Source organism: Aliiglaciecola sp. SL4 (assembly GCF_041538045.1).
GTDB lineage: Bacteria > Pseudomonadota > Gammaproteobacteria > Enterobacterales > Alteromonadaceae > Aliiglaciecola.
In genome coordinates, this window is the sequence record NZ_JBGOSE010000010.1 from 46,270 (window position 1) to 58,010 (window position 11,741).

12 protein-coding genes and 1 pseudogene are annotated in these 11,741 nt (G+C 38.9%); 3 read left to right on the forward strand and 10 right to left on the reverse strand.

The features are described 5' to 3' along the window. Positions 1-238 precede the first annotated feature (238 nt). From AB6T38_RS14265 to AB6T38_RS14290, 6 genes and pseudogenes are all read right to left on the reverse strand, one after another. Entirely contained in the window at positions 239-793 is a 555-nt protein-coding gene (locus AB6T38_RS14265; RefSeq protein ID WP_372547941.1) for a YdeI family protein, read from the reverse strand. 181 nt (positions 794-974) lie between these two features. After that, on the reverse strand, positions 975-1,208 hold the full coding sequence (locus AB6T38_RS14270; RefSeq protein ID WP_372547942.1) for a hypothetical protein: 234 nt from the start codon (positions 1,206-1,208) through the stop codon (positions 975-977). A gap of 90 nt (positions 1,209-1,298) precedes the next feature. Next, positions 1,299-1,700, reverse strand: coding sequence for a GFA family protein (locus AB6T38_RS14275; RefSeq protein WP_372547943.1), 402 nt, complete (start codon positions 1,698-1,700; stop codon positions 1,299-1,301). Positions 1,701-1,806: 106 nt separating this feature from the next. Further along, a pseudogene (locus tag AB6T38_RS14280) lies at positions 1,807-1,995 on the reverse strand (GNAT family N-acetyltransferase); the annotation flags it as partial. A 192-nt stretch (positions 1,996-2,187) separates the two neighbouring features. Beyond that, the gene (locus tag AB6T38_RS14285) at positions 2,188-3,420 is read right to left on the reverse strand and encodes a DEAD/DEAH box helicase (RefSeq protein WP_372547944.1); all 1,233 of its coding nucleotides are present in this window, start codon (positions 3,418-3,420) and stop codon (positions 2,188-2,190) included. A gap of 370 nt (positions 3,421-3,790) precedes the next feature. Beyond that, positions 3,791-5,107 (reverse strand): TrkH family potassium uptake protein, encoded by a 1,317-nt coding sequence (locus AB6T38_RS14290; protein WP_372547945.1) that lies wholly within the window; start codon positions 5,105-5,107, stop codon positions 3,791-3,793. Between the two features lie 968 nt (positions 5,108-6,075). On the opposite strand from AB6T38_RS14290, the gene AB6T38_RS14295 reads away from it, so the two are divergent. Then, positions 6,076-6,474: a hypothetical protein gene (locus AB6T38_RS14295; RefSeq protein WP_372547946.1), complete on the forward strand. Its 399-nt coding sequence runs from the start codon at positions 6,076-6,078 to the stop codon at positions 6,472-6,474. 29 nt (positions 6,475-6,503) lie between these two features. On the opposite strand, the gene AB6T38_RS14300 is transcribed toward AB6T38_RS14295, so the two are convergent. From AB6T38_RS14300 to dapA, 4 genes are all read right to left on the reverse strand, one after another. Beyond that, a complete protein-coding gene (locus AB6T38_RS14300; protein WP_372547947.1) occupies positions 6,504-7,118 on the reverse strand; it encodes a flavin reductase family protein in 615 nt (204 codons plus the stop codon). Between the two features lie 122 nt (positions 7,119-7,240). Next, positions 7,241-8,344 carry a phosphoribosylaminoimidazolesuccinocarboxamide synthase gene (locus tag AB6T38_RS14305; RefSeq protein WP_372547948.1) on the reverse strand — a complete coding sequence of 368 codons (1,104 nt, stop codon included), beginning with the start codon at positions 8,342-8,344 and terminating at the stop codon, positions 7,241-7,243. A gap of 33 nt (positions 8,345-8,377) precedes the next feature. Then, positions 8,378-9,484 carry an outer membrane protein assembly factor BamC gene (bamC, locus tag AB6T38_RS14310; RefSeq protein ID WP_372547949.1) on the reverse strand — a complete coding sequence of 369 codons (1,107 nt, stop codon included), beginning with the start codon at positions 9,482-9,484 and terminating at the stop codon, positions 8,378-8,380. Positions 9,485-9,506: 22 nt separating this feature from the next. After that, positions 9,507-10,394, reverse strand: coding sequence for a 4-hydroxy-tetrahydrodipicolinate synthase (dapA, locus tag AB6T38_RS14315; protein WP_372547950.1), 888 nt, complete (start codon positions 10,392-10,394; stop codon positions 9,507-9,509). A 230-nt stretch (positions 10,395-10,624) separates the two neighbouring features. On the opposite strand from dapA, the gene AB6T38_RS14320 reads away from it, so the two are divergent. Both AB6T38_RS14320 and bcp read left to right on the forward strand, forming a co-directional pair. After that, complete coding sequence (locus tag AB6T38_RS14320) at positions 10,625-11,152, forward strand: glycine cleavage system protein R (protein ID WP_372547951.1); 528 nt, start codon at positions 10,625-10,627, stop codon at positions 11,150-11,152. Between the two features lie 76 nt (positions 11,153-11,228). After that, a complete protein-coding gene (gene bcp, locus AB6T38_RS14325) occupies positions 11,229-11,696 on the forward strand; it encodes a thioredoxin-dependent thiol peroxidase (RefSeq protein ID WP_372547952.1) in 468 nt (155 codons plus the stop codon). Positions 11,697-11,741: the final 45 nt, after the last annotated feature.

An 11,741-nucleotide genomic window follows, 5' to 3' on the forward strand; every position in this document is an offset into this window, starting at 1 on the left:
AAAATCGTGGTTTTAATGGAGAGCAAAGTGAAAAAAGGGAAGATGAAGCTATCTATTAAGCTAATGGTTTTATCAATCTATCGACTAAAGTTAAGAAGGATGTTGAAGTTGCGAAGGTACATCCCTTTTTAAATAAAAAAGTGTTAGCGTCATCAAAATATTTGCTTGTAATTTAGTGCGAAATTGGCTGGCAAGGAATTAATCAACAATTTTAAGACACACTACCGAATGGCATTTATCAAGGCTTTTGCTCATCGGCAAGCATTGCCATGTATTTTACAAATCGCCTCTGTCTCGTTTCGGCTTTTTTTGCACTAATTAAACCATAAGCAATGACAAATCGACTGGATTTGTTGAGGGTCTCAAAAAATTGTTTTGCTTTAGGATGATTTTTCAGTTCAACAAGAAAATCATTAGGCACTTCCATATCACTTACTGCATAAGCATTTTCCCAACGACCATCAGATTTAGCAGCACGAACATGAATGAGCCCAGGCTCCTTCATCCGCCCTTCCCTCAGCAAGTTTTCAACATGTTTAGTGTTTCTTTTAGACCAGTTACTTCTCGCTGTTCTAGGCGTGATCCTTTGAAGGTAAGCTTGCTCATCAATTGACTTTTTTACCCCATCTATCCATCCCACACACAATACTTCCATCACCACATCGTCCCAAGAAACGCTCTGAATACCTGAGTTTTTCTTGAATATTTTAATCCACAACTCGTTTTCAGTTGCGTAATTTAAACTGAGCCAATCTCGCAGCGCTTTCGGTGTATCAAATGTCATTGTTTTCATTGATTGAACTTCACGTATTTTCCTTAGTACCTGTAATAACAATGGAACGACAATCACCAATGGCATAAGGGCCTTTAGTAAATTTTAACGATGCAAAGTGATACTTTAAATCACAATACTCATAAATCGACTCTAGTTGTGAATTTGTAGTATCAAATCTAGCAACAATTAAGTTTTCACTTTAATGAAGAATTAAAATTGAGTCGAGTGAAATAGAAGTTAAAAAGTCTTCTTGTGGTATCCCAACTTTAGGTTTAGGTGCGTTAATAAAAGTAGCCACTAAAATATCCCTAAAGGTTAACGGATTATTATTATCAGCTGTTATTACCTCTTTTACTTCTGCTTTATCCAGAGCAGAACATGCACCGAGTAAAACCACCAATGCAGCCACTAGACAAACTCTTACTATCTTCACTCACCCTCCTTTAATAATTAATCGTATTACTGTTTAAATTTATCAATATTGTTATTTCAACCAACTAAAAATCAGTTAGGTGATACATTATCATTCTGGCAGTTCATCAAATTTTGACACTTTATTTAGCTCTTTATGCCAACTTGCTTCACTTCTCAAAAAGATTTGTGCAGTGGGGAGTATTGAAATCTTGCTGTCCAAACTTCCAGCCGGAACAACAAGCATACCGTCGCTCTGCGCACTGGGTAATGCCGAGCCGCATATTTTACAAAAGCTTTTGTTGTGACGCGTGCCAGGAAGAGTAAAAGAAGACACAGCGTCTGCACCAGAGCGCCAAATTAATTTAGCTAAATGTGAGAATAAATTTGCAGCATGGGCGGAACCTGTATCTTTTTGACAGTGCTTACAATGACAAACATAAAAACTGTCAAAGTCCCCTTGCACTTCAAATTTTACAGTTCCACACAAACAAGAACCGAAATGATCACTCATAAGCCCTCCTAAATATTAACTCTTACAGCACCAAAATGAATCGCGTGTTTTAACACTAAAAGTTAGTAAACATGCTTCAAAGAGCAATTCCACGAATGCTCATTTCTCATATACAACGTTCAACTGACATTGCTAATTTTTCAATACCATGTGACGGAGTCCATCGTTTAAACTCCACAAAACCATGCTTTTTGTATAAATTAATTGCAGGGGTATTGGCAACAGCTGTTTCCACAATGGCTTCTGAAAAACGAAATTTCTGTAGCACATAGATTAACAATTTATCAGCAATGCCTTATCGGCAACAAACTATTGTCGCCTTTATTTGATAAATGACACAAGTAATCGAGCTTGACTGAAGCACGGCTTCTTTTGTTTACTTTTATTAGCTGTTGAACAAAAGTCAATTGGGCCTCATGAATGAGGCTCGAAAAACGCTATGGATGGCGGTGAGCGCAGCGTATTGAAAGCAAGCGAATCCCTCCACTCACCTACGTTTTCTGCCCATTTTAATCCCAAGGGCTTTATTTCTAGCCTGTTTTCTTTGTTTACCTGTATTGCTTCTTTTTTCTGCTTGATTTTGTTTAGACAAATCAGGTTCATACCCGGGCAACCATTGTGATATCAATGCTGCACCTAGTACTTTTTCAACTGCATCAAGTAAATATTTTTCATTAGGGCTCATCAAAGAGACCGCCAATCCGGTATTACCAGCTCGGCCCGTGCGTCCAATACGGTGAATATAATCTTCAGCTACAAAAGGTAATTCGTAATTGATTACATATTGCAAATCAATAATATCAATGCCTCGTGCTGCTACATCAGTGGCGACAAGTGCTCTGACTTTACCTTGCTTAAATTCCGCTAATGCCCTTTCTCTAGCGCCTTGTGATTTATCACCGTGAATAGATTCAGTTTTAATGCCGTCTTTACACATTTCTTTAGCTAAGGCATCTGCGGTTTGCTTGGTGCGCGTGAAAATAAGCACTTGTTGCCAGTTTTTTGAACCTATTAGAAAAGACGTGAGTTCTCGTTTACGATCTTTATCTACCGTGTAAAACAACTGTTCAATTTGTGTGGCTGCGGCATTGCGCTCATTGACTTCAATTAGCACAGGATTTATGAGTAAAGTTTTACTCATACGAAAAATGGCATCGTCGAAAGTGGCCGAAAATAGTAACGTTTGTCGTTGCTCAGGCAAGCGCTTCAAAATACGATTGATTTCGTCTTTAAAGCCCATGTCTAACATACGATCGGCTTCATCGAAAACGATGACCTGGAGCTGGCTTACATCAACACTGCCTTTAGCAATATGATCTAGCAATCGCCCCAGCGTAGCGACTAAAACATCAACACCTTGCTCAATAGCGGCAATTTGCGGGTTAATACTAACCCCACCGTAGGCAACTGCCACATTCAACTGAGTATTTTCAGCATAAGCAACAAAGCTGTTAAACACTTGCTGCGCCAACTCACGTGTTGGTGTTAATACTAACGCGCGGATCGGCCTCAAGCTTTGAGTGTGTTTCAGTAGAAGTTGCAAAATTGGTAAAGCAAACGCTGCAGTTTTACCGGTGCCTGTTTGCGCACCGGCCATTACATCTTTACCCTCCAGAATTTCTGGAATTGCTTGCGCTTGAACCGGTGTAGGACGCTCATAACCTAAAGCTTCAACAGCATCAGTCAGAGATTTATCTAAAAATAGTGAAGAAAAACGCATTAATAACAATCGGTGTTTGATGAATTATTCTCTTTATACCATCTCTGACTTGTATCCCAAACACTTAAGCCATTTATTCAATCAGTTATAACAATTTTACCGTTCGCTTAGTGCTATTTTTATAAAATACTTCTTAAATTATCCGACACGTTTTTAATTCAGCCAACCTAAAAAGGTTCCCTCGGCTAATGAGCTTGAATTTAATAAGGAAAATGGCAATTTGTAGTTAGCCAGCGCAAATGGAATGCATCACCTCAATGCAGAAGTAGGAAAATTGAAGATATTAAGCTTTCATCTGACACAGGTGAAAGCTATCAACGTATATCAGCTTTACTATTTCTATATAGTAAAATTTAGAGGAGGCAATAGTTTAGACTACAAGGTCGTCGTCGTCTTCTTCTTCCCGACTTTCATCATGCATCGCCATTGCAATACCAAAGGTGAGAATGCCAACCCTTCCCATCAACATAAGTAAAATAATGATCAATTTACCGAGAACGGTTAAATCTCCGGTAAGTCCCATGCTTAACCCAACTGTGCCTAGGGCAGATATAGCTTCAAACAGAATCATTTCAAATGTTGCACTTTCCAAAGCCAACAAAAGTATCATCGCACCTGTGAGCACTACCATGTAAAACGCAAAACTTGCGGTTGCAATTTGCAAGCGTTCGGATGACAGCTCGCGCTTATGAACACGGATAGTCTCTCGTCGCTTTAGCGTACTTTTGATCAGCCCCAATAATGCTGCCAAAGTGGTCGATTTTAACCCCCCTCCCGTGCCAGAAGGCGATGCTCCAAAAATCATAAAGACATACATGAGCATGATGATAGAGGCAGAAAGACCACCAATATCAATGGTATTAAAACCAACGGTGGTACTGGCTGTCATAACTTGAAAAAAAGAGGCCATTAGGCGCTGCCAAGGTGGCATCAGCTGAATAGAAGGCTCAATAATAAAAAATAATATGGTGCCTACCAAGGCGAACCATATCGTCACTTCTAAAATAATTTTTGTGGTGAAATGCAAAAACTGCTGCTTACCCGTTAAGCGCTGCCATACATCAGTGGCTACGATAAAACCAATAGCACCAGTATATGCCAAAGCTGCAATCACAAAATTAAGCATTGGATTATCACTAAACTCCATTAAGCTATTACTATTTAGGCTGAAACCTGCTGTACAAAAAGCAGATACGCTATGAAAAATGGCACTCCAAATAGCGTCATTAACGCCATGACTAAGAAAAATCAAATAAAGCCCGAGTGCACCAATAGCTTCGCAAACAAGAGTAAATATCACTACCATTTTGATAAATCGACCGATTTCAAAATCACTAGGCAACGCGAAAGCACTTTTGGTTAATCTTGTGCGAAAAGATGACATTTTGTGACGTGTAGAAAGAATAACAAATGAACCAAACGTCATGTATCCAATGCCACCAACCTGAATAAGCAGCAAAATAACCAGCTCCCCAAAAAAACTGTAACTTAAGCCAGGATCTATTGTGGCAAGTCCTGTAGTGGATACTGCCGAAGTAGCAGTAAACAAATTATCTATGTTACTTATAGGTACATTTTGGCTAATGGGAAAGCTTAAAAAGATCCAGCCCAAAACAACGTAACTTGCGTAGCCAAGTAATAGAATTTTGGCAGGATTTATAGTTTCTAAAACACGCAAAGACGACACTAATGTTAACTCCATTCTAATGGTTGTATATGATCACTGTTTATCAGGGATCACGTTTTCATTTACATTGAAAAAAACTTGCTGCTAATAAACCATAACGCTAAGTTCACATGCAAATATTGCTACGCTCGTTTTGTGTAAAATGCAGCCAAGCGATATACACAAAACGAGCTTAGCTATTTTTTCCCCACAACTTTGATTTAAATTTTTGTGAGATTTATTGAATCCACTGATTTTCAAAACCCATTGCTTCTATGGTATCAAACCATAGATCTCTCTTGACTACCTTGTACAGCTAACTTTCAAAACAACGCAACCAGTGAGTGCTTTTCCGATGCATTTGTTTGTTTTGAGGTGACACCATGCCCCCCAAAAGGTTAATACATGTAATAACACCCTATTGGGTTTTTAAAAACAACCAGAATATTAATTTCGGTGATTCTAAAAAATAATATCCCCCCTTGTTTAACAAAATATGGCCGTAAGCTGTTCCACACAATTTAAACAACAACAAAAGTCAGTAAAGTTAAAGTGTTTACGGAACGATTACGCTAAAAAAGGAAAAATATTAACCAACCACGTTAAAAAATGAATGAAATACGATGTTTAAAAATCTAAAACTAGCCAGCTTAAAAGTATTTTAGAATGCCACCACTCTTATCCCCTTTAACCTTATAACTTTTCGATAACGGGCGCTGACGTGCAGATCATAATGTGGCTGTTAATGCACCTTAAAAAATCCAATTATCTTATCGCTCTCATAAAACTACCCCCTTTTATTCTAACGCTCCTTCGCAATTCCTTCATAAACTAAGCAAGTTTGGAATCTCTCGCTCTTATACTTTAGGCTAAATTAGCACTATTTTTGTTTATTTTACCGTCAACTTAGCTATCCTATTCGTGGTAGAGCAATAATTTAACCCGTTTGCAACCTAGGCAATGCAAACTTAATCAAGAGGATAATGATTATGAAAACGCCCTATGGTTCCTATAATTTGACTATCGATGGTAATATTGCACACATGCGTTTTGTAGGCATGTTTAACGCTGCGACTACAAAGCTTTTGCTTAAAGAAGTTAAAATTCAGATTGAACAGTTTGGCGACAAACCTTTTTTAATTCTAGGTGACTTGCTTGAGTTAGAAGGAGCAACACCAGAAGCATATTCTATAATCAATGACCTTAACGTTTGGATTAATAAGCGCAACATGATAGCTAAAGCATTACTTATAGAAAATAAAATCATCGCTCAAATCGCTAGGCACAGAATTGAATCTTTAAAGTTCCAAAATATCCGCTACTTTACCAACAACGATGAAGCCTTAGCGTGGTTTGAACAACTACAGAAGCAACAAGTAGCCAGTTAAACAACATTTGATCAAAGCTGCTTTAGCTTCTATTTTGGTCTGGCTAAAGTAAATTTTTGTTGTTCACTAACTGAAAAATAATCAGCAGGACCTCCACCTCGCATAACCGGTTGATTCTGCGCGGTTTGATATATCCCATCAATAACTGCAGATTTTTCAATATGAACGGCAACCACCTCGCCTAACACTAGATAACTGTTGCACTCTTCTCCACTTGCGGTTTTTAATCGAATCACTTGAGATGTTTTACACTCCATAATAACTGGCGAATTAGCAACGTGAGGGCATTTAACTTTCTCAGAACCTCGCTTTTCTAAACCAGCGAGCTCAAACTCATCACAGTCAACCGTTGCGCTGGTTTGATTCATATTTTCGGCTAAATCTCTAGTCACTAAATTCCAACAAAACTCACCGTTTTGCTGAGCATTTCTGACCGAATCTTTAAAGCCTAGACTTGAAAAACCGATAATTGGAGGAGTGTAATTAAATGCGTTGAAAAAACTATAGGGAGCGAGGTTGGCACTACCATCTTCATTTAAGGTTGAAATCCATCCTATAGGTCTTGGGGCGATAATAGAATTAAAGGGATCATGTTTTAAAGGGTGCCCATTTTTGGGTTCGTAAAAATGGTAATTGTTCGCCATAACGACCTCTTATCAATGGTTCTATGCCGATTACACTTGTAAATATTTGAGCTTTCTCACTTGCTTAATTTAGTTGAGAAAGTTTTAACGGGCAACTAAATTACCTATACGGATTGGCTGAATTAATCCACCAATCCGTATTTGTTTTGTAAAACATCAATAATTTCTTGTTTAGGGTTATCGCTAAGATGTATGGGTTTACCAGTGATTTTTTCAGCTATATTAACGTAGGTTTGTGACAAATCCATCAGCGCCTGTTGGGGCAAAAAATTACGTTGTGCTAATGCGTCACGCTCGGGCATTCTGTCTTTGTTGAGCAATATGTCAGGCTCTGGAAAATACTGTAACAACATTTGCCTAAAGCCTTCTTTAGAATTTTCTATCACCTTACCATTTCGATATGCAGGGCCATCCCAAATACGCGATGAATCAGGCGTTCCTACTTCGTCCATGTAAATAAGTTTGTCTCGCCCCAGCCTATCCTTGACATAACCAAACTCAAATTTAGTATCAACGAATATTTGGTCAATAGCAGATAACGCTGAAGATATGACATCAAAGCCTTGTTTTAGCAGCTTTTCATACAAATCAACATCATTCACCTGTTTAAAGTTAAAACGAGTAAAGTGGTCAACAATAGATTGCCTAGTGATGTTGGCATCATCGGCTTCTTGCACACCTGGTATACCTTTTAGCACACCTTTAGTTGATGGGGTGATGAGCAATTCAGCTAATTTACTGTCCCTTTCTAGGCCTTCAGGCAATTTGATACCACAAAAATCTCGGTCACCTTTGCTGTATGACCGCCACATAGAGCCAGTAATATATTGTCTTCCAATAGCTTCGATGAGCACTGGTTTGGCTTTTTGTACAATCCATACTAGAGGATGAGGCACGTCGAGAATATGGCTATCAGCTAAACCTTGTTGTTTAAATAAATCAAACCAGTGATTAGATATAGCATTTAATGCTGCACCTTTACCTGGTACGCCATCTAAACCTCCTTCAGCACGCCAAACACAATCAAAAGCTGAGATACGATCGCTAATTACCATCACAGCCAAAGGAGTGTCTTCTGCAACATCATAATTGTGTTGCAGAATAAGCCGGCGACTGTCTGCTTCTGTTAACCAATATACTGAGCGAACTTTACCACTATGAACAGGATCATGGGTTCGAATCGGCAAGTCATCATTTACCGCTAAAACCGTGTTGGCTAAACTCATGCTGAAAATTCCAATTTAAGTACGTGTTGTCAATTAGATATCTAGGTTCTCTGTACCCATAGCTTCTTTGAAGTCTGGATACAAATCAGTCACTTTTTTCACCTCAAAAGGTTCGCTTTCTTCAGTTAGCAAAGTAAAAGCGGTTTTAGGTCCTTGTTTTTTAACTTGGATACGGTAGTCGGTTTTGTCTAATTCAAGCTGACTATCGCTTTTTGAAAATAAGTTTTCCCACCAGGAGCTCTCTGCTCCACCGTAATTAACGAACAATAGGCCCGTGGATTTATCTAAATCTTTTACGTTAAAACCTAGTTTACGAAGCACAAGCAATAAACGAGGCCAAACCAAATCATACTCACCATCAACTACATAAGCAGGATCACCATCAGCATTGAATCCCATCTCTAAGCCAAAACCGCGACGAATTTGGCGAATTCTTTTCACATCCTCCAAACGAACTTGCTTTTCATAGTGACTGATCACTTGGTTTAGTATTTCTACTTCATTACGACGAGATTGTTCAAGATTTAAATCAACAATAACCTCTTCACCAACTGTTTCTAAGTAATCACGAAGTACAACTTTCAGCTTAGCCGTTCGACCATGGGGTTTAACATCTAAATTAAACTCAAATCGACGGCCTATGCTACGTTCAGTAGTTGTCCAATTGAACCAGCTATTGTTTTCATCTGGTTCAATGATCATCCAATCGGTTACAAGCACTTGCGCTTCTTTGTCAAATTCAACAACACCAATGTCTCTTTCATCCAAGAAACTTATTACCGAATTCCAAATTGTCGTATCCAAAGGCTCTGAATCATCTATTTGATCAAACCAGACCGTTGCTTCTTTTAATCCTTCCTCAACATGTGACCCAGAGACTAAAGGCAGCACTAAAGAAGGTGATGTTACAGTTACTTTATCGCCGATGAGTTCTTTAGGCGCATTTTCACCTAGTTCGGGAATATCGTAATCACTTTTCAAATAAGGAGTGTCTACGTCACTGGGTACTTTATAAGGTACATTTTCTTCAGATTCCACGTAGTCATAATCACCATTGGCACGCTGCCTTTCTTCAAGGCTAGTACAACCGCTTAAAGCGCCTACACCTAGACATACTGCTAAAATTGTCAATCGAGCCATGCTTTTTTCCTTTGTGTTTTTTCTAACCATTAATTGTAATGCCTGTCGCACGCATGACGTCTTCGATAACTTTTTTGGATTGGAGTTCCGGAAGAATTAACGGTAAACGTAAAAAAGCACTGTCAATTAAGCCCATTTTGTATAATACCCACTTGGGTAAAACAGGATTGGGTTCAATAAATAAAGCGTCGTGAAAGGCTGCAACTGACTGATCAATACGTTTTGCTTCAGCAAAATCCCCAGCCGCAGCCGCTTCACACATTTTCGCCATTTCAGCCGGGACTATATTAGCCGTAACCGAAATCACACCGTGGCCACCATTGCATAAAAATTCGCAACTCGTTAAATCGTCACCACTAAGTAATAAAAAATCGTCTGGCACTAGGGCTTGGGTTTGTTTTAAACGCTCCATATCCCCAGTTGCATCTTTTAATCCAACAATATTTTTGTGTTTTGCTAATTCAGCAACCGTTTCTGGCAGCATATCCGCTACGGTTCTACCTGGTACATTGTACAACAGAACAGGTAAATCTGTGGCATCAGCAATGGCTTCAAAATGAGCAACCATGCCTTTTTGCTGCGGTTTGTTGTAATAAGGCACCACACTTAAAAAGCCAGCAATTCCGGTATTCGCCAATTGTTTACTTAGAAAAATTGCTTCAGACGTTGAGTTAGCTCCACTGCCTGCAATCACAGGGATTGCATTTTTTGCATATTCAACGGTCTTCTTCACCACTTCGATATGTTCTTCAAAGGGTAAAGTTGCTGATTCGCCGGTTGTGCCAACTGACACCAAACCATGGGTTCCATTTTCTACATGAAACTCAACAAGCTTTTTAAGTCCAACATAATCTACCTCCCCGTCAGGGTTCATCGGGGTTACAAGTGCTACAAAACTACCTTTAAACATGTTTTCTCCACAAAAATGAGCGCTTAATGGTAATGATCAAGCCTGCTAAAAACAAGCAGATAATCAATAAAATAGTATTGCTCGAGTTAGTTTATCAACAAGATTAGCTGGCTGAGGTTTTGTTGGTGTATTTTAGCTCCGAATAGACAAACTTAAATAGTTGTTTTTTATTAGTTTAAAAATTCCTTTATAATACCCTCATCGTTTTTACTTTGAACTAATTTTAATTAATGAAACAACAACTCATCGTTACCATTATGGGTGGCAACAATGTGGGAATTTTAAGTGAAATTTCTAACACCGTCAGCGCCACAGGTTGCAACATATTGGACAGCCGACAAGCTTTTTATGGCGAAGACTTTTCCCTCACCATGATTTTGGAAGGGTCGCAGTTAGAAATCACTAAAGCTGAACTTAAATTACCACAAACCTGCCAGAGCCATGATCTACTATCTATGATGAAGCGTACCAAACGCCATAGTAAGCAAAATTTGGAACACCTTATTGATGTGCAAATAAGTGGTGACGATATCCCTGGGGTTATTCACAAGGTATCAACTTTGTTAACCAGTTTCGATGCTGCAATTAGTGCTTTGCGGCAACACACTTTCACCGACCAGGATAGTCAAAAAGAGAAGATGAAAGTAAAGTTCGTAGCAAGTATGCCCCTTGAGGGAGACATGGCCGGCCTCACCAGCCAGTTTAATGCATTACTAGATAGCTTTAATTTGTCAGGTAAAATCAGCGAAAATCATTAATTTGAGTACATAGGTTAGCTGCCCATCTGCTGGAGAATTACCATACATAACTTAACCAATTAATTAGGATCTTTACATGAATCAACTACAAGCTGGCGATAAAGCGCCGCTGTTCACCCTGCAAGACCAAAATGATAATGCCGTCGCATTAGCTGATTTAAAAGGCAAGAAAGTTCTTGTGTATTTTTATCCTAGAGCCTCCACTCCAGGCTGCACTGTGCAAGCTTGCGCTCTAAGAGACACTAAATCGGAACTGGATAAATTAAATGTTGTTATCCTTGGCATAAGCCCTGATACACCTAAAAAGCTCACCAACTTTACCAACAAGCAAGATCTTAACTTCACCCTACTTGCTGACGAAGATCACGCTGTGTGTGAAGATTATGGAGTTTGGCAATTGAAGAAATTCATGGGTCGCGAAAATATGGGTGTAGTGCGTACAACTTTTCTGGTTGATGAAAGCGGCAACATCGAACACGTTTTCAACAAATTCAAAACCAAAGACCACCACCAGGTAGTTTTAGATTATTTAACCAACAAATAAATTTAGAGCAAGTGAAACAAAATAGGGAGCAAATTTATGCTCCCT

Bases quoted from the DNA above. Each gene is read 5' to 3' on its own strand.
- AB6T38_RS14285 (WP_372547944.1), bottom strand. From the start codon at position 3,420: ATGCGTTTTTCTTCACTATTTTTAGATAAATCTCTGACTGATGCTGTT.
- AB6T38_RS14295 (WP_372547946.1), top strand. From the start codon at position 6,076: ATGAAAACGCCCTATGGTTCCTATAATTTGACTATCGATGGTAATATT.
- AB6T38_RS14265 (WP_372547941.1), bottom strand. From the start codon at position 793: ATGAAAACAATGACATTTGATACACCGAAAGCGCTGCGAGATTGGCTC.
- bamC (WP_372547949.1), bottom strand. From the start codon at position 9,484: ATGGCTCGATTGACAATTTTAGCAGTATGTCTAGGTGTAGGCGCTTTA.
- AB6T38_RS14275 (WP_372547943.1), bottom strand. From the start codon at position 1,700: ATGAGTGATCATTTCGGTTCTTGTTTGTGTGGAACTGTAAAATTTGAA.
- bcp (WP_372547952.1), top strand. From the start codon at position 11,229: ATGAATCAACTACAAGCTGGCGATAAAGCGCCGCTGTTCACCCTGCAA.
- AB6T38_RS14320 (WP_372547951.1), top strand. From the start codon at position 10,625: ATGAAACAACAACTCATCGTTACCATTATGGGTGGCAACAATGTGGGA.
- AB6T38_RS14305 (WP_372547948.1), bottom strand. From the start codon at position 8,344: ATGAGTTTAGCCAACACGGTTTTAGCGGTAAATGATGACTTGCCGATT.
- AB6T38_RS14300 (WP_372547947.1), bottom strand. From the start codon at position 7,118: ATGGCGAACAATTACCATTTTTACGAACCCAAAAATGGGCACCCTTTA.
- dapA (WP_372547950.1), bottom strand. From the start codon at position 10,394: ATGTTTAAAGGTAGTTTTGTAGCACTTGTAACCCCGATGAACCCTGAC.